The 20,878-nt window shown below is 38.5% G+C and carries 19 protein-coding genes; 17 read left to right on the top strand and 2 right to left on the bottom strand.

Features of this window, described 5'->3' with window-relative positions:
• Positions 1-115: 115 nt before the first annotated feature.
• The 3 genes from LC455_RS03480 (at position 116) to LC455_RS03470 (ending at position 3,219) form a co-directional block, all read left to right on the top strand.
• On the top strand, positions 116-1,369 hold the full coding sequence (locus LC455_RS03480) for a sensor histidine kinase (RefSeq protein ID WP_223588696.1): 1,254 nt from the start codon (positions 116-118) through the stop codon (positions 1,367-1,369).
• A 10-nt stretch (positions 1,370-1,379) separates the two neighbouring features.
• Positions 1,380-2,327, top strand: coding sequence for a response regulator (locus LC455_RS03475; protein WP_223588213.1), 948 nt, complete (start codon positions 1,380-1,382; stop codon positions 2,325-2,327).
• Between the two features lie 607 nt (positions 2,328-2,934).
• Complete coding sequence (locus LC455_RS03470; protein ID WP_223588211.1) at positions 2,935-3,219, top strand: hypothetical protein; 285 nt, start codon at positions 2,935-2,937, stop codon at positions 3,217-3,219.
• Positions 3,220-3,416: 197 nt separating this feature from the next.
• Here LC455_RS03470 and LC455_RS03465 read toward each other — a convergent pair whose 3' ends face one another.
• On the bottom strand, positions 3,417-4,304 hold the full coding sequence (locus tag LC455_RS03465) for a LysR family transcriptional regulator (RefSeq protein ID WP_223588209.1): 888 nt from the start codon (positions 4,302-4,304) through the stop codon (positions 3,417-3,419).
• Between the two features lie 620 nt (positions 4,305-4,924).
• Here LC455_RS03465 and LC455_RS03460 point away from each other — a divergent pair.
• The 12 genes from LC455_RS03460 to LC455_RS03405 all read left to right on the top strand — a co-directional run bounded on the left by LC455_RS03460 (position 4,925) and on the right by LC455_RS03405 (position 17,071).
• A complete protein-coding gene (locus tag LC455_RS03460) occupies positions 4,925-6,007 on the top strand; it encodes a sugar phosphate isomerase/epimerase family protein (protein ID WP_223588207.1) in 1,083 nt (360 codons plus the stop codon).
• The gene (locus LC455_RS03455) at positions 6,000-6,986 is read left to right on the top strand and encodes a sugar phosphate isomerase/epimerase family protein (protein ID WP_223588205.1); all 987 of its coding nucleotides are present in this window, start codon (positions 6,000-6,002) and stop codon (positions 6,984-6,986) included. Before LC455_RS03460 ends, LC455_RS03455 begins: the two co-directional genes overlap by 8 nt.
• A 45-nt stretch (positions 6,987-7,031) precedes the next feature.
• Complete coding sequence (locus LC455_RS03450) at positions 7,032-8,564, top strand: ABC transporter substrate-binding protein (RefSeq protein WP_223588203.1); 1,533 nt, start codon at positions 7,032-7,034, stop codon at positions 8,562-8,564.
• A gap of 112 nt (positions 8,565-8,676) precedes the next feature.
• Positions 8,677-9,615, top strand: a complete 939-nt coding sequence (nikB, locus tag LC455_RS03445; protein WP_223588201.1) for a nickel ABC transporter permease — start codon at positions 8,677-8,679, stop codon at positions 9,613-9,615.
• Between the two features lie 3 nt (positions 9,616-9,618).
• On the top strand, positions 9,619-10,527 hold the full coding sequence (locus LC455_RS03440; RefSeq protein ID WP_223588200.1) for an ABC transporter permease: 909 nt from the start codon (positions 9,619-9,621) through the stop codon (positions 10,525-10,527).
• Positions 10,528-10,536: 9 nt separating this feature from the next.
• Entirely contained in the window at positions 10,537-11,550 is a 1,014-nt protein-coding gene (locus LC455_RS03435) for an ABC transporter ATP-binding protein (protein WP_223588198.1), read from the top strand.
• Positions 11,540-12,508 (top strand): ABC transporter ATP-binding protein, encoded by a 969-nt coding sequence (locus LC455_RS03430; protein ID WP_223588196.1) that lies wholly within the window; start codon positions 11,540-11,542, stop codon positions 12,506-12,508. Before LC455_RS03435 ends, LC455_RS03430 begins: the two co-directional genes overlap by 11 nt.
• A 717-nt stretch (positions 12,509-13,225) precedes the next feature.
• Positions 13,226-13,996 carry a TMEM164 family acyltransferase gene (locus LC455_RS03425; RefSeq protein ID WP_223588195.1) on the top strand — a complete coding sequence of 257 codons (771 nt, stop codon included), beginning with the start codon at positions 13,226-13,228 and terminating at the stop codon, positions 13,994-13,996.
• 448 nt (positions 13,997-14,444) lie between these two features.
• Complete coding sequence (locus LC455_RS03420; RefSeq protein ID WP_223588193.1) at positions 14,445-15,260, top strand: hypothetical protein; 816 nt, start codon at positions 14,445-14,447, stop codon at positions 15,258-15,260.
• A 9-nt stretch (positions 15,261-15,269) separates the two neighbouring features.
• Entirely contained in the window at positions 15,270-15,593 is a 324-nt protein-coding gene (locus tag LC455_RS03415) for a hypothetical protein (protein ID WP_223588191.1), read from the top strand.
• On the top strand, positions 15,532-16,899 hold the full coding sequence (gene dnaB, locus LC455_RS03410) for a replicative DNA helicase (RefSeq protein ID WP_223588189.1): 1,368 nt from the start codon (positions 15,532-15,534) through the stop codon (positions 16,897-16,899). Before LC455_RS03415 ends, dnaB begins: the two co-directional genes overlap by 62 nt.
• Positions 16,900-16,975: 76 nt before the next feature.
• Complete coding sequence (locus tag LC455_RS03405) at positions 16,976-17,071, top strand: CPCC family cysteine-rich protein (protein ID WP_223588187.1); 96 nt, start codon at positions 16,976-16,978, stop codon at positions 17,069-17,071.
• Between the two features lie 70 nt (positions 17,072-17,141).
• Here the strand turns inward: LC455_RS03405 and LC455_RS03400 are convergent, their stop codons facing one another.
• Entirely contained in the window at positions 17,142-17,894 is a 753-nt protein-coding gene (locus LC455_RS03400) for a DeoR/GlpR family DNA-binding transcription regulator (RefSeq protein WP_223588185.1), read from the bottom strand.
• A 239-nt stretch (positions 17,895-18,133) separates the two neighbouring features.
• On the opposite strand from LC455_RS03400, the gene tkt reads away from it, so the two are divergent.
• Positions 18,134-20,125 carry a transketolase gene (gene tkt, locus LC455_RS03395; RefSeq protein ID WP_223588183.1) on the top strand — a complete coding sequence of 664 codons (1,992 nt, stop codon included), beginning with the start codon at positions 18,134-18,136 and terminating at the stop codon, positions 20,123-20,125.
• Between the two features lie 18 nt (positions 20,126-20,143).
• Positions 20,144-20,830 carry a fructose-6-phosphate aldolase gene (fsa, locus tag LC455_RS03390; RefSeq protein WP_223588181.1) on the top strand — a complete coding sequence of 229 codons (687 nt, stop codon included), beginning with the start codon at positions 20,144-20,146 and terminating at the stop codon, positions 20,828-20,830.
• The last annotated feature ends 48 nt before the right edge of the window (positions 20,831-20,878 follow it).

Here is a 20,878-nt window from a genome sequence, read left to right as displayed (position 1 = left end):
TTTTAGCGTTGTATTGAGGTCGTTGAGACTGTATACTGATTTCAAATAAAACTAGGGAGGTGACTCCTTGAACCTAAGTACTTTAGTTAAAAAAGACGTCTATATTCTTGTTCTAATGGTATTAACCGTTCCACTGGCAGGTGAAATAAAGTTTTATCCTTTAAATGAAACATTTCGAGTAAGCTTAGGTGCCCCGGCATTTTTCTTTTTTTTGTTATTGCTGCAGAAAACACCAGCAGTTTTACCGGGTTTTTTAACAGGAACAGCGGTTGTTCATTTTCGTATTCTTTTAGACCTTATTGAGCAGGAGAATTTTGACTGGACATCCTCCTTCCAAGCCCAATATCCCAGTTTTTTCTATTATTTCACTTATTCTTTGCTCTTTTTTTTAGTGAAAACCAACCGCTTTCAAAATAGACCCTTAATGATCGGATTTATTGGCCTTTTAATCGAAATTTTGTCCGACATGGTTGAACTAATGATTCAATATTTCGTATTAGAAACAACGATAACCTTCACGAAACTAAGTGAGATAATCATGATCGCGTTCACCCACAGTTTTATTGTTCTTAGCTTTTTCAATATGATGAAATTGTATGAAGTACAGAAGAGGGAAAGACAAATTAGAAAACAAAATGAACATATGCTCATGCTTATTTCCAATTTATATGAAGAAAAGATTTATTTAAAAAAAACATTAAAAAATGTAGAGAATATAACAAAGGAATCTTATCATTTATATCGCAATTTAAAAGAACAGGAACAACGACATCATGTATTAAACCAGCAGTTTAGTCAAAAGTTATTACGTATTGCTGGTGAAATTCATGAAGTTAAAAAAGATAACCAACGAATTTTTGCAGGGCTCTCAAAATTAATTACTAATGAGAGTTTTCAAGACTATATGAATGCTGCTGAATTAATTCAATTAATTATACAAATAAATAAAAAATATGCCGACTCACTAGGAAAAGAGATTAAATTTTTATATTCCGTAGAAGGGAACCATCCCAATTATCATGTTTATACCGTGTTATCTCTCATCAATAATTTAGTAGCGAATGCAGTGGAAGCAATTATAGAAAAGGGAAGCGTTCGTTTAAGTCTGCGTGAACTTAGTGATACTGTTGTATTTCAAGTTGCTGATACTGGACCTGGCATCCCTGGAAAATATGAAAATGCTATCTTTCAGCCTGGATTTACCTCGAAGTATGATCATTTAGGAACACCTTCAACAGGGATTGGACTTTCATATGTAAAAGAAGTAGTGAAAGACCTTGGAGGAGAGATCCTATTCCAGAATAATCATAGCAACGGCGTTGTTTTTTCAATCGAGTTACCAATTATTAATTTGATACAGAAAGGGTAAGGGTGGTTCCATGCGTTTTTTTATAACGGATGATGATAGTGCTATTCGTTCAATCTTAAGCCAAATAATTGAAGACGAAGATCTGGGAGAAGTGGTGGAGGAAGCGGAAGATGGCTGCCTATTAGAAGGAAACATTTTGAATTTAAAACAAATCGATATTTTATTTATTGATTTATTAATGCCAATCCGCGATGGTATTGAAACAATTCGTCATATAAAAGGTGAGTTTTCTGGAAAAGTTATCATGATTTCACAAGTTGAATCAAAAGAACTAATTGGTGAAGCTTTCTCTCTCGGGATCGATTATTATATTAGCAAACCAATTAATCGGATTGAAGTATTAACAGTTATTCGAAAAGTAATAGAACGGATCAATTTAGAAAGATCGATTAATGTTATCCAAACCTCTTTAAATAGTTTATTAAATTTGAATCAGCCAAAAGTTGACAAATCCAATATTTTAAATGAAAAAAGAATTCTAGAGGTCGGGGAATTTCTGTTGGCTGAATTAGGGATCGTAGGAGAAAATGGGCATAAAGATTTAATAGAAATTCTTCAATATTTATTTAAGTATGAACTTACACATACTTTTGAACAACATTTTCCAACCCTTAAAGAGATATTTGTACAAATATCGAAAAAAAAACTTGGACTATCAGCTGCACAAGTTGATATTAATCGAGAGATAAAAGCTTCCGAACAACGCATTCGCAGGGCGATTACTCATTCGTTAAATCATTTTGCGTCTATAGGTTTAACAGATTTTTCAAATCCAAAGTTTGAAAATTATGCTTCAAAATTTTTTGATTTTACCGTCGTCCACCAAAGGATCAAGGAATTGCAAAAAAATACAACAATACAAGCAACTCAAACTCGAGTAAATACCAAAAAATTCATTCAAGTATTTTTTTATGAAGTGAAACGCCTGAATTCAGAGGAAATATTTAAGTATAGGTAGTTATTATTGGATAAAAAATGAAATTGTGTAAGATTAGTCCGAATAAAAACTCAATCATAAAGTAACTAATTAAAACTTCATTATATCAATACTTTTAATAATTAAACTGTTATAATCCTAAAAGTAAATCCATAATTGACAGGGTTGAGGTCACTGGTTAAATTATGAAAAAGCTACCTTTGGGTGAAAAATGGTAGATGAAGAGATTTGAATAAACCTCCTCAATTACTTGTTTAATCCTTTAAATAATATAAGAAAACTGGTGACACCTTTGATCACAGATTATATTTTAATAGATAAAACTAAATAATTTATGATATTTTAAAAAGTGTATTAATTTAAGACTTTACAGCATTACATAAAACTGAATGGAACCAAAAAAGATATCTTGCCTCTAACTTCAAAACTGCTTGAGACCTGCGTGCCAGGTCTGGTGGGTTCGATTCCCACGCAGTCCCGACATGGCAACACTTTCAACGTTTATAATAAAATTTCCCCTCCACAGTCTAAACGGTCAAAATTGACTAGACTGTTGAAGACTGTTTAGCGAAACTGTGGAGGACATTTACTCTTAGTCACCTATATTAATTCATAGGGGGCTATTTTTATGCAAGTGAAAACTGTTCGAAAATACAAACGTGGAGAAAGTATTGGCAAAAGTACTAAAAAGATATTAAATACACTTACATTGGATAAATATCGCCGTAGGTGTCCAAGATTTTTGTTCCCAATAAAGAACCCTCAAAAAGGTATTAATATTTATTCCGTCTTGGAAATAGCGAAGACAGACATTTTGAATCATCGATTAAAATTTGGAGTGTTTATCAAAAAAAATAACCCGCTTTTAATTTTATTGACAAAAAAAAGCGAATGTTTCTACCCTATGAATTGAGAGTGAAATTCGCTATTTTTAAGAAACTATTATTTTTCTAGCATTAGTTTTAAAATCACTTCATCAGTATTCCGTGTGCCTTCATTTACAAGCTTGCAGAAGTTTTCGATGCTTTTTTCGACGTCATCATGTATAAAGCTATCGGTCAATTGGATCTCTTGATGGTTCAATGCCAATAATGCAGATTTCCTTGGTTTCTATTTATAGAGACTTTCATTTAGCCAGCTTTCAGGTTCAAAAACCACCTTTTTTAATTCTTTTATATTTTTGGTTACGTATTTATTTGGTTTCATAACCCAGCGGAAATGACGAGTCATTGGATGTCCGGCAAGTCGTAAAGCTTTTAAAGTACCTTGTCTGACTTCGTTTTTTACTGTCGATAAGTAAAGTATGGCGATGCCCATTTCAATTTCTGCAAACTTTTTGATTGCTAGAGTACTACCAACTTCTGTCGTGTTGTAACCATTCAAATGAATTCCCAACATACCAAGCGTTTGTTCCGCTAACTTGTGAGAGCCGGCCTCTCTAATTATAAAATGTTCATTTATTAAATCCTCCACCTTTAATTCGGCCCTACTTGCCCAAGGGTGTTTGGAGGATATAACGAAGACAACCTCATCTTCCCAAAAGGGTTCAACTATCAAGAAAGATTTTTTTACATCTCCTTCAACCAAAGCAATATCAATCTGATCATCCATTAATTTTTGGATGGTTTCCTTTGTATAGTTGACTCGAACCTTTATGAAACTGTCAGGAAACCTGTTTTTATAGGAAGCGATGATTTCGGGAAGAATGTATTCCCCAATGGTAAAACTGGCGCCAATATTAATCGGGCTATTTCCCGATTGTTTTTCGGTGGCAATGATAAAAGCCTCGTTATAAAGGGAAAGGATTTTTTTTGCATAAGGGATTAATGCTTCTCCGGATGGTGTTAATTTAAGCCTGTTCGAACGTATGAATAAAGAAGTTCCGAATTGGTCTTCAAGGTGTTTAATCTGCTGGCTGACTGCAGGCTGAGTCAAATTTAATTTTTCTGCTGCTTTAGAAAAATTGCAGAGTTCTGCTGCCGCCAAGAAAACTTTCAATTCAAAATCCATCTTTGAGGTCCTTTCTATATTGAATTATTTTCAACATGATTATAACAATTGCTAATACCCGTATTAGAAAAGGTAATTTCACAATTTTCATAGTTTATATTATTATCAAAACAGAAAAGAACACATTTGTAAATATGAATGGCACCATTAAGGCAGTTTAAATTGAAAAGGCTTACAAAAACCTTCTGAAGCCGCTATTACTAAAATTGCAAAGGTAATTGTCCCAATTGTAGCCTTTATCGGAGCCTTTTTTTGCAATAAAAGGGAAAGATACCATTCTTGCGCTTCTTGTCATGGTGCTAAGCCTAATGGTGCAAGTTTTTCCTAGTCTAGTAGCAGGCTTTAGTAGAAAAGCCATTGTCAGGAAGTACTTACCAAGTAATAGAGCTACCCTTACAGGTAATTCAGTAGTTCAAAATCGTTCAAACGGAGAAGGTCAATTCTAATTTTGAAACGATACCGATCCGCCAATAACTGGAAAAGGAGGTGGGAAAATTAATCTATCTGATGTGCATTGGCTGCAGTAACGGGGCAACATAGTTGTCGAAATTTCTGTAAAATAATCAGAATATTCTGAATTCATTTTAAAAATGAGAGGGGTTATATCAATGCGTATTGGAATTGATGGTAGAAAAATACCTGAGGCGAAGTTTAGAGGACCGGTAGGCATTCTCGATCATGCCAAAAGTCTTGGGATGGAAGGAGTGTTTTTCCGAACTATCCTAGATGTTAGTCCGAAACTTGACAAATCTGTGATCCGTGATGTCCGTCAGCGTGCCGACGAGCTCGGACTCTATCTTGAAGCAGGTCTTGGTAAGGTAAATCCCTTTGCGCTTCCCGAAACACCTGAGATACGAGATATCGGAGATGGGGATACTTTACTCGGATTTCGTAGAATGATGGAAGCTTGCGCAGAATTCGATATTAGAGAGCTTTGGATTTCCACTGCCGGGATAAAACAACAATATAGAGGTCGATTCACTACAGACCGCTTCAGAACTGATGTGTCCTGGGAAGAGCAACTAGAGGCCACACGGCGCTTTATGATGAAGCTTAAGCCCATTGCTTTGGACCTCGGGATCCACTTGAATCTTGAGACACACGAGGAGATTACAACATTTGAAATTCTCCGACTTATTGAAGCTGTCGGTGAGGATGTTGTAGGGATAGTCTTTGATACAGGTAACATCCATATTCGGGGTGAGCATCCGGTCTATGCCGCTAAGCGCATTGCTCCGTACGTACGTCAGACACACCTAAAGGACGCTTATGTTGAACTTATAGGAGATGGTGCATATTACCAGTCACGTATGATCGGATCAGGTCTTGTCGATTTTACTGCGGTGCTAACTGAACTGAACAAATATCGCCCTGACCTTAACTTAACAATTGAATGTGATCCTCCACGATTGGGCGCGGTAAAAGGTGAGCCGCACTTTCTAGAACTTTATAACCCAGAATGGATCGCGGGGCATCCTGACCTTTCACGAGAAGAATTTGCAGCCTATTTTGAACTCGTTCGTGACTACACTGAACGTATTCGTAAGGGAATGGTCAAAACTTGGCAGCAGCATCATTCAGAGAACTTTGAGTACCCTGAAGCCATCCAGTGTATCGAGTATTCAAGACAGCACATTGAAAATATCTGTCAGGAGCTTGGTATTAGAAGGGGGGATAGGGCCCATGCTTGACAAGTTGCCTAAGAAAGTTGGAATATTCGCGAAGGATTTCTGCGGTTCATCATTTGATGTACGGGATTCGATTCAGGAAGCGCTCCATCATGGACTGAAAGGTTGTTTCATTGGGACCGCCCGGAATGCCAGTCCGACATTGGATCAGTCGGAATTGGATGACATCCGGCAAGTCGCACAGGAATCAGGCATCATGCTTGGACTCCAAATCGGGATGGTTAATCCATACCGGCCAGAGCGATCCTCAGATGCATTGAAAGTCGGAAACGGGAACCTTGCAAAAGGTTTGCTAAAGTTAACGGAGGCAGCTCACCAGCTCGGACAACCCAATGTGATGCTGGTTGTTGGTATGGAAGAAGACCGCTTTAATCGTTCGGTTGCCTGGTCAGATCAATTGGCAGAGGTTTCCTCTTTTTTGAAACGACTTGAACCCGACCTCCGTTCTCTAGGGTCACGAGTGCTCATTAAGACACACGAGGAAATCACTTCTTGGGAGGTTCGGCGACTCCTTGAAGTACTCGATCCCGATCTTTTCTGCGTTGCATTCGATCCCGTAAACCTTATCGTCCGCATGGAGGATCCAATTGCAGCGGCAGACCGTCTTGCGGGTCTCATTGGACAAGTCCATGTTGACGATGCACGCCTTATTTGGAATGGACGCGGATTCTCCCGAGTACTTTCTCCAATAGGAAAAGGGTGTATCGACTGGTCGGCCCTGATAAGCAGAATTAGTGCAAGTGATCCAGATGCCTGGTATTGGGGAGAGATCCACCGTGCTGAACTAGATATACCGTTTCGGAACGAAGGTTGGTTTGAACATCATCCAGATATCGATATTACTGAGTTGGCAATATGGATTTCGAAGGGAAGTCCACTTTGCGAGTCACCGCAGTCACTAGTGGGAAATATAGATGAACGAATACGCTCCGTTACCAAGTTTTTAACAGGACAAACAAAAATTTTGCAAGATTCCATTTAGAATCTATGAAACTCAAAATAAATAGAAAAAGAAGGGGATGAAGAAATGGGACGAAAAATGTCAGTTTTGCTAATCGTTCTTATTCTATTTGGCAGTGTTCTTGCCGGTTGTTCTAGTCAAGCTGGAAATGGTGCAAAAGACACAAATAGTACAAAGGATACTCTAACGATTGGAGTTCCAGATGCGCCAGTTTATATGGATCCTCAGATTCAAGCCGCGGTTGGTACATACCGTATAACAACGCAGATTTTTGACCGTCTTGTATCTCTTGATAATAATATGAAGATTGTACCTTCCCTTGCAGAATCTTGGGAAGTAGAAAATGAAACAACAACCGTTTTCCATCTTCGTAAGGGTGTCAAGTTTCATAATGGGGAAGAAATGAAAGCTGAAGATGTGAAATATAGTCTTGAACGAACTATAGCAAGTCCTGGTGTAAATTACAATTACCTCATTATCAAAGACATCATTATTGTTGATGATTACACAATTAAGCTTGTGACAAAACAACCTTTTAATGCTCTATTGTACAGGCTGACACTTGATGCAGCTGCAATAGTAAGCAAAAAGGCAGCTACGAGTGATAAAGATTTTAATAAACATCCCATTGGTGCCGGTCCATATAAGTTTGTCTCTTGGGATCTAGGTGGAGATGTTGTTTTAGAGGCATTTCCTGATTATTACAAGGGCGAACCCAAAATTAAGAAATTGATTTTCAAGCATATTCCTGAAGCAATCAACAGATCTATCGGTCTTGAAACTGGCGAAATTGACTTAGCTTATGATTTGGCAATTACTGATTTGGATAAAGTCAAGAATAACAAAAATCTTAAAGTGGAGGAAGTTACCAGTACAACGGTAAATTATCTTGGATTCAATACCAAAAAGCCTAATCTTGATGATGTTCGCGTCAGAAAAGCAATCGCCTATGCACTTAACACTAAGGACATTATCGATATCGTTTTTAATGGTACCGCAACTCCGGCTCATAATACCATGCTTCCACCAAACCTTTCTGGTTCTGTGCCCGATACCGTTAAGTATGATTACAATTTAGACAAAGCGAAAAGCTTGCTCGCTGAAGCTGGGCACCCAAATGGCTTTAAGACAACGCTTTGGGTTCCTGATACCCAGGTTCTAAAAAGTGCTGCGGAAGTAGTTCAGGGGCAGCTTAGTAAGATTGGGATTGATGTTGAAATCAAGTTGATGCAGTCAGGAACATTCTATTCTTCTACAGGAAAGGGTGAACATGACCTGTTCTTTATGACAAAAACATCTATCGATCCTGATAGTATGCTTAGAGCTATTTATCATTCTGAAGCCTTTGGACTTTCAGGCAATCGTTCGTTCTGGGCAACGAAAGAAGTCGATGCAATGTTAGATAAAGCAAGTGAAACAACAGATCCCGACGAAGCTAAGCAGCTTTATGCAGACGTACAGAAAATTGTGGCTGACCAAGTTCCCGTTATCCCAATCGCCATTGAGCATTTAAATGCAGGTATGCAGTCAAAAGTTAACGGCTTCGGCTTATATCCTGGAAAAACGCATTACATTTATGGGACGTATTTTGGTAAATAAGGTTTGTTCTAAGTTACATGCCGATATCCTATCGGCATGTAACTAAAAAACTATCAATCTCGTAAAAGCTTATTTTTTCAGGTACGTCAATTAGATTTTTAGGGGGTGCCAGATGCATAAATTTATTCTACGCAGGCTTGCCATGCTGATTCCAGTATTATTGGGAGTAAGTTTCATTGTATTTTCCATTATGGATCTTACTCCTGGTGATCCTGTTGAGATGTATTTAGGTGATAACTATACACCTGAGGCGCATGCTGAGATGACGAAAGAGCTCGGTCTCGATAAGCCATTTATTGTCCGTTATTTAAATTATATTGGAAATGCTGTTCAAGGTGATTTTGGTATTTCTTATTCAACAAAGCAACCAGTACTTGATGAAATTCTGGCGAGATTTCCAAATACCCTCGTTCTTGCCATCGCTGCATTAATTTTTGCTATTGTGGTAGGAATTATATTGGGAACTATTTCAGCAGCTAAGCAAAATTCAATATTTGATTCAACGTCAACATTTACAGCTTTAATAGGAGTTTCAATGCCAAACTTTTGGTTTGGGTTAATGTTAATCATAATATTTGCCGCAGGTTTAGGGTGGTTTCCATCTTCAGAATTCAGTGGGGTAAAGTCCTTGGTTCTACCGGCAATTGCTTTAGGTACAAACTCGCTTGCCATAATTACACGAATGACACGTTCTTCCCTTTTGGAAACAATCAGGCAGGACTATGTCAGAACAGCACGTGCCAAGGGACTCAAGGAGTATAAAGTAATTATTAAACATGCGCTTCGAAATGCGATGATACCGATTATTACCATTTCGGGGTTGCAGTTTGGTTTTCTTATTAGCGGCGCTGTGGTTATAGAGACTGTTTTTTCATGGCCTGGAATTGGAAGACTTCTAGTTGAGGCAATTCAATTAAAAGATACGCCTATTGTATTATCACTTGTCCTTATTAAAGCAGCAATGTTTACGGTTATTAATCTAGGCACTGATATCATGTACGCATTTTTTGATCCGCGTATTAGAGCACAGTACAAGGCGAAGAGGGTGTAGGGAATGAATACAACCATAATACCGAGTAAGAACCAAAGATCTGAAATATTACCGGAAAAGAAAAAAAAGTCCCAGTTGGTTTCTATCTGGAAACGCTTGAGGAAGAATAAACTGGCAGTTGCCGGCTTAGTTATATTAACTTTTATCATTCTTTCGGCCGCTTTTGCAAATGTTTTATTTGATTATAACACAGTAGTGATTCAACAAAACGCCGCAGAGAGGCTGCAACCACCATCAGCAAAACATTGGCTTGGGACTGATGAATTAGGGAGAGATATTCTCGCAAGAATCGTTCATGGAGCGAGAGTTTCAATCCCAATCGCGTTTACAACCATACTAATTGCAACGGTTGTAGGTGGTTTAATTGGGGCCATTTCTGGTTATGGGAGTAAAAGGGTCGACAATATTATCATGCGGATTATGGATATTTTTCTAGCCATCCCCGGTATCTTATTATCTATTGCCATTGTAGCTGCGCTTGGCCCAAGTTTGAGGAATTTGTTAATTGCTATAAGTATAGCAAATATACCTCCATTTGCTAGAATCGTAAGGGCCTCTGTTTTGTCCATTCGTAACGAAGAGTTTATTGAAGCGGCTAGAGCGATTGGTGCAAATGATGTGCGAATTATTTTTAAACACATCATTCCCAATTCTATGGCCCCAGTAATCGTTCAAGCAACTTTGTGTATTGCTGGTTCGATATTAGAAATTGCCGCCTTAAGCTTCATCGGCCTCGGTATTCAACCTCCTGCTCCAGAATGGGGCGCCATGCTCAGTGGGGGCCGGCAGTATATACGATATGCATGGTGGATTTGCGCTTTCCCCGGCATAGCGATTATGTTAACCATTCTTTCTCTCAATCTACTTGGGGATGGATTGCGTGATGCATTGGACCCTAAATTGAAAAATTAGGAGGTAACTATGACTGATAGTAAACTACTTGAAATTAAGAATCTTAATGTTGAGTATAGAACGGATGATGAGATCGTTTATGCAGTTAACTCCCTTGATTTGAGTTTAAATGCCGGAGAAAGCCTTGGTCTGGTGGGGGAGACAGGCGCAGGCAAGTCAACAACAGCACTCAGCATTTTGCAGCTTGTTGCTGACCCCCCAGGCAAAACAACCAGCGGTGAAATTTTTTTTGAAGGTATAGACCTTCTAAAAGCAAAAAAGGATTTTCTGCGTCATATTCGAGGTAATAAAATATCAATGATTTTCCAAGATCCTATGACAAGCCTTAATCCTGTTTATTCCGTTGGCGACCAAATTGCGGAAGTGATTTATCTCCATGAGAAATGCAGTAAAGTCGAGGCGCAGCAAAAGGCCGCTGATATGTTGGAAATGGTCGGTATTCCTAAGGATCGTTTTGATGAATTTCCACATCAATTTTCAGGGGGAATGAAGCAGCGTGTTGTCATCGCCATGAGTATCGCATGTTCACCAAAGCTTATTTTGGCGGATGAACCAACGACTGCACTGGATGTAACGATTCAGGCACAGGTGCTGGAATTGATGAATGATTTGAAAGTAAAGTTAAACACTTCGCTTCTTCTCATTACGCATGACCTTGGGGTCGTTGCTCAGGTATGTGACAGAGTCGCCATTATGTATGCAGGTGAGATTGTAGAAATCGGAACGGTTGAAGAAGTTTTTGAAAGTCCAAAACATCCATATACGATAGGCCTTTTTAGATCCATTCCTACGCTGGATGAAAAGGTTGATAGATTAAAGCCGATAAAAGGGCAGATGCCGGATCCTACAAACTTGCCGTCGGGTTGTAAATTCCATCCGCGTTGCCCGCACATGAATGAAGTCTGTACGAAAATGAAACCGGCAATGACGAATGTTGCCGGAACTCATATAGTGAAATGTCTTATCCACGAGGGCAAGCTTGATTCTACTGAGTTTATGGAGGAAGTCAATTATGTCAGATAATATTCTGGAGGTTAAGAACCTTAAAAAGCATTTTAAATCGAAAAACGGAACACTTCATGCCGTCGATGATGTTTCTTTCAGTATTAAGCGCGGTCAAACATTGGGGCTTGTAGGCGAATCAGGCTGCGGGAAGTCAACAATAGGACGCTTAATATTAGGGCTTCATCAAGCGACAAGCGGGGAAATACTCTTCAATGGGCAAGACATCTGTAAAATGAATAAGAAGCAGATTCATGACTTGCGAAAAGATCTACAAATTATTTTTCAGGACCCGTTTGCCTCACTAAATCCGAGGATGTCCATTGGTGAAATTATTGGAGAACCGCTCTTAATCTATAAAAAAGTAAAGCGGGCGGAACTTGATTCCGAAGTCAGACGTTTAATGGATGTTGTTGGATTAAGTAAAAGATTTATCAATTCTTATCCCCACGAACTTGATGGGGGACGGCGGCAGCGTGTTGGAATTGCAAGGGCACTTTCCTTGAATCCACAGTTTATTGTTTGCGATGAACCAGTATCTTCTTTGGATGTTTCGATTCAGGCCCAGGTTCTGAATTTGCTTAAGGACCTTCAGGCTGAATATGGGCTGACTTATCTATTTATCACCCATGATTTATCCGTCGTAAAATATTTTTCAGACAAGATAGCGGTTATGTATCTTGGACAGCTTGTTGAAATTGCAGAATCAGATGAATTGTTTAAAAAGACTGTTCATCCCTATACACAAGCATTGCTTTCTGCAATACCCGCCCCAAACATACGTCAAAAGATGCAGCGAGTAAAACTGATTGGAGAACTTACAAGTCCAATTGATCCAGAACCTGGTTGTAGGTTTGCAAAACGATGTTTGTATGCTCAGGAAAAATGTGTAGGACAAGATCTAGAGCTCAAGGATTTTGGAAATAGTCATTTCTGCGCATGTTGCAGAGCCAATGAGTTACTAAGTGCAACCTTCTAGGTACGAGAGTTTAATAAAAAGAGATTGGGCCGCAAACAAAATAATTGAGTTTTATATTCTCTTATCCAGAGTGGCGGAGGGATTAGGCCCGATGAAGCCCGGCAACCTTCAAGGTAATTTTTGAAAAGTAGATATAATAAGGAAACGGGCTCTCTTCTTATGAAGAGGGTTTTTTCTTCTATATAAAATTGGTGGAGGGCTAATACGATGTCCCGCCAAAAAACAATTTCAATCAATTACATAACTTCTCACCACCACGGTCTTTTGCTCGTTTTGAACGAAACTATGAGAAACTGAGAAGCCAAAAGTGTGTGTGTTCAGAACCTTCAAATATTATATTTGGGGGTTTTTGCATAGATAAGGGTCTAAGGAAACATGGAAGAGTTACACTATCGAAAAAAATGAGTTGGATGTTTGAACGGTTTATGTGGTTTAAGCAGTCTGAGAGTTAAGCCACTCGTACAATTTAAGGGTATCAGATTCACTTTCTATGGTTATAAGATTGCCTTGGTCAAGACTTAACAAGGGTAATTATATCTGTGATTTTCGTTCTAGCATGTTTTGAGCTTGTATGTAGGCATAATAATTCTAAAATCATAAATAAACTAAATAGTGAAGGAAAAGTTGTTTTTTGAAGCAAGGTAATTGATCAGCTAAATGTGCAACAGTAAATTTGAAATGAAATCGGCTCTACCTTAAGGTGAAGGGGGAAAGGTTATGCATTTTGAAATGTATACTTGGCCGCATTACATCTTAATGATTTCTCCGATTATTATTACTTGTGTCATCATCAAAGTGATGAGAGGGAAAAGTTTTGAAAAACAGCATTTAGTTGGCAAGGTAATGGCTGGTATTTTAATACTATTTATGGTCATTAGGAATATAAATAATTTCTTTATGGGGAATGTGGTATCCGATTTAATCCCATTGCAATTATGCCATTTGTCTGCTTGGTTGATTGTACCGGGAGCGATTTTTACCAGAAACAGATATTTATCATTGATTGCCATTACGTTGTCATTGCCAGCTGGCTATATTTCATTAGTATTCGCCGATCCATTAGTCCATTACTCTAGCTTATTTGAAGTGAGTGCCATTTGTTACGTGATATTACATGTGTTTATCGTAATAGGTGCCCTGTACTTGATATATATCTACAGACCAAAAATTAATTTCAAAGATTTCTTGAAAAGTTTTGCGATTTTAGCAGCTTACTTTTTGATTACAATCGTCCTCAATAACATCTTCATTAGTCATGGTGTGCCTTCATTTTATTTCTACAGTGTAATACCTGAGCCTGGAACTCCATTGGAAACATTTTATAACTGGGGAACAAATTATCGTGTTTTTGGGCTAACCATTAACCCAATCTACAATCTCCTGGTTCTTTCAATTGCAACAGCCATCATGCTTTCAATCTATACAATTTACAACATTATTCCCGAAAATAAAGGAGCCAATCACCAAAGCAAGCGTTTAAATATATAACTTGAATATTAAGACATTTCCTAAAGAGAAACAACTTTTGTTAAAAGTTCGTGAAATATTATAATTAAAGTAACTTGTAGTCTTTTATTTTACCCGCGCCAAACCCATTGGTGCCGAAACAAAATAGATTTGTGTTCGAATCCCCCATGAAGATTCGACAAGGTGATAAAAGATACTTTAGGATACATCAAGGTCCTAGAAAAACATATGTAAGCAAACTTCAAAACTGCTTGAGACATGAGTGCGAAAGCCTAAATAGATAAATATTTATTTTATTCCGCTAATCAATATCTTAGCGGAATTTTTTCATGTGCAATGTAGTACTGTTTGTTGGCTAACACTTTCACCAGTTCACAAAAAGGTCAAAAAAATATTTTCCGTAACCCTGACCATTTCCCCTCTACTTTTCTATATAGGTAATGAAATAAGAAATAAGAGGTGACAGGATATGTGCGGTTGGGTGAAATTATATCGGGATGTGCTGGAGACAGAATTGTGGCAAGAGGTTGTTCCGTTTCGATTATTTTTGCTGTTGTTGATACAGGCATCACGGGAAGATGAAAAAAGGGTTTGTGGGATTCCTTTGAAGAAAGGGCAATACATCAGGGCATATTCGAAACTAGTAGAAGACCTTGGGTACCGGGAAGGCAGAGGTGAGAAGCTGTATTCAAAAAGTACAATTAAGCGGGCTGCTGATAAACTGGTCAAAAAAGGCTTGATCGCCACAGAAGAGTTAAGCATTGGAACTCTATTTACCGTGCTGCGGTACGAGGACATTCAAAATGGCGGAAATATTGATTTTTTTTGCCCTCCCATTCGCGGAACGATGATGCAACAACCGGGAAACATGCACGAAACGAATGTGCAACTAAATCAAGAAATAGAGAATAAAGAGAAAGAAAAAAATGAAGATGATCAGGTGAGTTCCCTCCAGACGGGAGGGGAATATGAATCGAGAAAAAATGCCATTACTGAACGGTTTATTAAACTTCGAAACCGGGGCAGGGTCTTGTCTGCAAAGGACATTAATGCATTGGAGAGAGTTGCTAAGCAAAATATTGCGTTAGAAATGCTGTTAGACTGGATGGATGAGACGTATTTAAATTACATAAAAAATAACCCACATGGAACGATTAATAGCATGGCATATTACGAAACGGCGATTTTAACACGAATACATAAAAGTGAAGTGAAAAAACATAGTAAATCTGAAACGCTGCAGGAAAGAATAAAGCGCCTAGAAGAACAGGGACGACTGGGGTAAGGGGTGCTGATGATGGATCATATGGAGGCAATTCAAATCCTAGAAAAAATTGAATCTATCTATGCCCAGTTTAGAATCAGTGATGAAACGATCACTCTATGGATAAAATCCCTAAGTGGAATGGATTACAACCGGGTTCTGCAAAATCTCATGTCGTACATAGCAAAAAGCCCTTTCCCACCCACCATTTCAGACATTGCTGCTTTTTGTGAAAAAAGAAATTCATTTCTCGATAAGATGAAACAATGGGAACAGGAAGGGAGGGAGCGGATTGAACGGGACAAACAATTTGCAGTTAGGAAACCTTTGCCTCAATGGCTATTATGCCGATGAACAAACTGAATTGCTTGAGGCAGAAAATATGGTTTTAGGGGCGGTCTTTTTGGAGCCTTCTATCATACATGAACTTATTCTTGAACCACAACATTTCTCCCAGAGAAGTAATCAGTTCATTTTTAAAGCGATGTTGGAACTACGGCGGCAAGATCGGCTGATTGATATGATTACGATGCTCGATCAACTAGGTACGGGGAAAATGGAAGCCATTGGCGGCATCAGTTACTTATCCCGGCTGGCCGTTATATGTCCGTCGGCTGCTAATGTCGAAGAATACCAAAGGATTGTCCTAGAATATTATAAAAATCGAGAGCTGAAGCGGGCCGCTGCTAACTTTTTAAATAATGGAAATATGGAGGACGCGGAACGCTTCTACCAAACCTATCTCCACATGCAAGAACTCGGCCGGGTGCACAAGGATACGAAACAGGATGTCATTATGGAAATTTACGATGAAATGTATGAAGACCATGATGATCTTCAGGGAATCGATACAGGGTATGTGTCGCTGAATCAAATGACAAGTGGATGGAACAAAGGGGATTTAATTATCCTGGCTGCACGGCCTTCAATGGGGAAAACGGCTTTTGCTTTGAACCTGGCCATGAACTGCTGTAAAAAAGGGGGTGTTGTTGACGTGTTTTCCCTTGAAATGCCTAACAAGCAGCTCGTTAAACGGATGTTAAGCGGCCTTACGGGAATAGACGGCGCCAAATGGAGGAATTCTTACCGGCTTTTTACTGAGGAAGACCAAGCAAAAGCAACGACAGCGCTTGAGATCTATTACAAATGGAATTTCCAAATCGATGACCATGCCCACCAAACGGTCTCCGACATCCGTGCAAGGATCCAAAAGACTAGGCGGGAATATCCAGACAGCGATTATCTTGTCGTGATTGATTACCTTCAGCTAATTACCGTAACTGGGAAACATGACCGGCATGATTTGGCGATTGCCAGTATCACACAAGAATTGAAACGGATTGCCAAACAATATCAGGTTCCGATTATTCTGCTGTCCCAATTATCCAGGGGAGTGGAACAAAGAATTGATAAACGCCCCCGAATGTCTGACCTCCGAGACTCTGGCAGCATCGAACAGGACGCGGATGTGATTATGCTCCTTTACAGGGATGAGTACTACAATAGAGAAAATGAAGAAAACAAGATTATTGAAATTGAGATTGCTAAGCAACGAAATGGCCCGGTTGGAATGGTTAAGATGGTGTTTGCGAGGGAAATTGGAATGTTTGTTGATGTTTTGGATAGCAATAATAAAAGTTTTAATAATGAACTTATATAGATTTAATTAACTTAAATGGCCCAGTACCTTAACTGGGCCATTTCAAATTTCTTAAGTCTGCTTCTCTAATTCTTTCATGCTCAAATTTTACAATAGTAGTAAAGGAGATTATGATATTTGTCCAATTTGTTTTTGGGAAGACGATCCTCTTTCAAAAAGAAAATGTGTTTGATTTAGGGGCTAATAATATACCTCAAATTGATGAACAAAATAATTATCTAGCCCAGGTGCCTTTTACTATATCAAATGATTTCAATATCTAATTCCTTATACTTATTATAATTATAACTATGTGATCCTTCTTCCGTAATCATGTAATCAAGTACCGAAACCGGCCCCACTAAGTAATTGGAAATTGTATTAAGTTTACTTCTTGTTACAAGACTAGCGATTTTATTTGAACTATTAATCATTTGCCGTTTGACATAGGACTCCTGTAAATGTGGAATACTGATACCGAAGTCTGGGTGTAGAGAATATACCCCTAAAAAACAAAGATCAGCTCTAATTTTTTTAAGTGTATCAACGACATCCAATCCTACAGTAACTAACGATTCCTTAAAGAATGTACCACCCAAGAGCATAACCTCAACATTTGGATGTTTCGATAATGTCAGACTAATGGAGGGACTATTCGTAATAATGGTTCCTTTAAAATCGTAAGGAATTTCTTGTGCCAAAAAGAGATTCGATGTACTTCCTCCATCCAATAAAAGAACTTGACCATCTTTAATAAGTTTGACCCCTTTTTGAGCTAATTCTTTTTTCTCATCTATGTTTTCTTCTGTTCTTTCAGAAAAGGTAATAGGGCCTGAAGAAGCAGGGAAGGCCCCTCCGTGAACTCGTTTGAGAAGACCTAAGGAATCCATTTCCCTTAAATCTCTCCTTATTGTGTCCTCGGAAACATCCCACATAATACTAAGTTCTTTAGCAACAACTTTTCCTTCTTTTTCAAGTATATTAAGAATTTCTCTATGTCTTTCTTTTCTTAACATAATACAAGACCTCCATGAATTTGCATGGTTTTTCTTATAGTATAATTTTTTTTCTTGAATGTACAAATTTAAAAAAAATAATGAGGGAATTTTTAAAAAAATTCTTGTTTTTTCTTGTTTTTATTTATATTATATCATTAAACAAGAAAAAAGATGATTTTTAACGTAAAAACGAGAAAAACAAAATTGATATCCTTGTTTTAACAGAGGATTTACATTGTGAGGGAGGAAATAAATCGATGCATAGCATTGAAACACAGGCTGTTAATACGATTCGGACTTTATCCATTGACGCTATCAATCGCGCTAATTCTGGTCATCCCGGTCTTCCTATGGGAGCTGCTCCAATGATGTATGCACTATGGGCAAATCATTTACAACATAACCCTAGTAACGCAAAATGGTTTAACCGAGATCGATTTGTTCTTTCTGCAGGACATGGTTCGAGCTTGTTATACAGTATGCTTCATTTAGCTGGGTACGATGTGTCTCTAGAAGACTTGAAAAACTTTCGAAAGCTAAATAGCAAAACACCGGGCCATCCAGAATTTGGTCATACAGATGGGGTCGAAGCTACAACGGGACCTTTAGGACAAGGAATTGCGAATTCTGTAGGGATAGCAATGGCTGAAGCTCATTTAGCTGCGAAGTTTAACCAAGACGGATTCTCTGTAATCGATCATTATACATATGCTCTAATTGGTGATGGAGATTTAATGGAAGGAATCTCTTATGAGGCTATGTCTATGGCTGGTCATATGAAACTAGGAAAATTAATTGCTTTATATGACTCAAATGACATCTCTTTGGACGGTTCATTAAACCTTTCTTTTTCAGAAGATATTAAAAAACGAGCTGAATCTGCTCATTGGCAATATTTACGTGTGGAAGATGGAAATAATGTAACAGATATCGCAAAGGCAATTGAATTAGCAAAACAAAATATGGATCAACCAACTATTATTGAAATTAAAACCATTATCGGTTACGGTAGTCCAAAAGTGGCTGGCACAAATAAGGCACATGGGAATCCACTCGGAGTAGAAGAAGCAGCAGCAACCAAAAAGGTGTATGGCTGGAATTATCAAGAAGAATTTTTTGTACCGGAAGAAGTAAAAGCTCATTTTGAAGAGCTAAAACAAAGAGGGATTAATCAAGAACATCAATGGAAGGAATTATTCCAGTCTTATCGAAAAGCATATCCGGAATTAGCAGATGAACTTGAACGTGCCATTACCGGTGAATTTTTTATCAATGCGCAAGATATTTTAACCTTTGATACTGGAAAAGCTATTTCGACTCGCGTAGCTAGTGGGGAAGCAATTAACCACTTTGTAAAATCAGTTCCTTCTATTTTTGGAGGAAGTGCAGATCTATCTCATTCTACTATGACAGATATGAAAGAAGAAAAAGCATTCGCAGTAGAATCATTCGGTGGTCGTAATGTGTACTTTGGTGTTCGTGAACATGCAATGGGAGCTGCTGGCAATGGTATGGCACTTCATGGGGGGATAAAACCTTTTGTAAGTACATTCTTTGTCTTCAATGATTATCTCAGGCCGTCAATTCGTCTCGCAGCCTTGCAAAAACTTCCAATCACTTATGTTTTTACACATGATTCGATTGCTGTTGGAGAAGATGGTCCAACCCATGAGCCAATTGAACATATAGCTTCTCTTCGTGCGATTCCTGGACTTAGCGTCATTCGGCCATCGGACGCAAATGAAACAGCAAGTGCTTGGGCGTACGCTCTTCAACAAACACATGGTCCGGTCGCCTTAGTGCTAAGCCGTCAAAACTTACCAGTGTTTGAGGAGACAAAAGCAAATATCGAGAACCTTTCTAAGGGGGCTTATGTTTTAACCCAAACGAATGAGAATCCTGATGTTATTCTGATTGCGACAGGATCTGAAGTATCATTGGCGGTTAACGCGAAAGCTGAATTGGAAAAAGAAGAGGTATCGGTTCGTGTGGTAGCCATGCCAAGCTGGGAACTGTTTAATCGTCAATCGAAAGAGTATAAAGAGTTTGTTCTGCCATCGTCTGTTTCAAAGCGCCTGGCACTTGAAATGGGAATCTCCCTAGGTTGGGAAAGGTATATAGGTGCAGAAGGAAAAGTACTATCAATTGAAACCTTCGGAGCTTCTGGAACTGGAGCTGAGGTAATGGAGTTATTTGGATTTACCGTAGATAATGTGGTTCAAACGACAAAAAATCTATTAAACTATTAAAATTGGAGGAAGTTCTTTATGAAATTATTTATTGATACTGCAAATATTGAGGATATCAAAAAAGCTTATAGAATTGGTGTGTTAGCTGGTGTTACAACCAACCCTTCCTTGGTCGCTAAAGAAGGAGTTAAATTTGAAGATCGCATAGCAGAAATTTGTCAAGCCGTGCCAGAGGTTGAATCGGTTTCAGCGGAAGTAACTCCAGATGCTGTGACGGCTGAAGAAATGATTGCGCAAGCAGAAGAGTTGATTACTATAAATGGTGGTGATAAGAAGGTAACCATCAAACTTCCTATGACGTTGGATGGTTTGGAAGCGTGCCGCTATCTTGCAAATAAAGGTGTTAAAACAAACGTTACACTTATCTTTACTGTAAACCAAGCGCTATTAGCTGCTCGTGCCGGTGCTACATATGTTTCTCCATTCTTAGGACGCTTAGATGATATTTCTGAAGATGGTGTCCAATTAGTAGAGAAAATTGCTGAGTTATTACGTGTCCATAACTTGGACTCTCAAATTATCGCAGCCTCTGTTCGGCATCCAGATCATGTAACCCGTGTCGCTATGGCTGGTGCACACATTGCAACGATTCCTTATGCTGTCATTGAGCAACTTGCAAAGCATCCGCTTACGAATCAAGGCATAGAAAAATTCGCTGATGATTGGAAAAAGACTCTGACTCCTGACCCAACAGCAATTAAATAAAAACACATTAATTTAGCATATAACAAACGGTGAAAATTACAAAAATGT

The sequence above is a fragment of the Neobacillus bataviensis genome (assembly GCF_019969725.1).
This window is presented reverse-complemented; position numbering and strand designations above follow the sequence as displayed.

Excerpts from the sequence above, each read along its gene's own strand:
- LC455_RS03480 (WP_223588696.1), top strand. The coding sequence starts at position 116 with ATGGTATTAACCGTTCCACTGGCAGGTGAAATAAAGTTTTATCCTTTA.
- LC455_RS03475 (WP_223588213.1), top strand. The coding sequence starts at position 1,380 with ATGCGTTTTTTTATAACGGATGATGATAGTGCTATTCGTTCAATCTTA.
- LC455_RS03470 (WP_223588211.1), top strand. The coding sequence starts at position 2,935 with ATGCAAGTGAAAACTGTTCGAAAATACAAACGTGGAGAAAGTATTGGC.
- LC455_RS03460 (WP_223588207.1), top strand. The coding sequence starts at position 4,925 with ATGCGTATTGGAATTGATGGTAGAAAAATACCTGAGGCGAAGTTTAGA.
- LC455_RS03455 (WP_223588205.1), top strand. The coding sequence starts at position 6,000 with ATGCTTGACAAGTTGCCTAAGAAAGTTGGAATATTCGCGAAGGATTTC.
- LC455_RS03450 (WP_223588203.1), top strand. The coding sequence starts at position 7,032 with ATGGGACGAAAAATGTCAGTTTTGCTAATCGTTCTTATTCTATTTGGC.
- nikB (WP_223588201.1), top strand. The coding sequence starts at position 8,677 with ATGCATAAATTTATTCTACGCAGGCTTGCCATGCTGATTCCAGTATTA.
- LC455_RS03440 (WP_223588200.1), top strand. The coding sequence starts at position 9,619 with ATGAATACAACCATAATACCGAGTAAGAACCAAAGATCTGAAATATTA.
- LC455_RS03435 (WP_223588198.1), top strand. The coding sequence starts at position 10,537 with ATGACTGATAGTAAACTACTTGAAATTAAGAATCTTAATGTTGAGTAT.
- LC455_RS03430 (WP_223588196.1), top strand. The coding sequence starts at position 11,540 with ATGTCAGATAATATTCTGGAGGTTAAGAACCTTAAAAAGCATTTTAAA.
- LC455_RS03425 (WP_223588195.1), top strand. The coding sequence starts at position 13,226 with ATGCATTTTGAAATGTATACTTGGCCGCATTACATCTTAATGATTTCT.
- LC455_RS03420 (WP_223588193.1), top strand. The coding sequence starts at position 14,445 with ATGTGCGGTTGGGTGAAATTATATCGGGATGTGCTGGAGACAGAATTG.
- LC455_RS03415 (WP_223588191.1), top strand. The coding sequence starts at position 15,270 with ATGATGGATCATATGGAGGCAATTCAAATCCTAGAAAAAATTGAATCT.
- LC455_RS03405 (WP_223588187.1), top strand. The coding sequence starts at position 16,976 with ATGCTCAAATTTTACAATAGTAGTAAAGGAGATTATGATATTTGTCCA.
- LC455_RS03400 (WP_223588185.1), bottom strand. The coding sequence starts at position 17,894 with ATGTTAAGAAAAGAAAGACATAGAGAAATTCTTAATATACTTGAAAAA.
- tkt (WP_223588183.1), top strand. The coding sequence starts at position 18,134 with ATGCATAGCATTGAAACACAGGCTGTTAATACGATTCGGACTTTATCC.
- fsa (WP_223588181.1), top strand. The coding sequence starts at position 20,144 with ATGAAATTATTTATTGATACTGCAAATATTGAGGATATCAAAAAAGCT.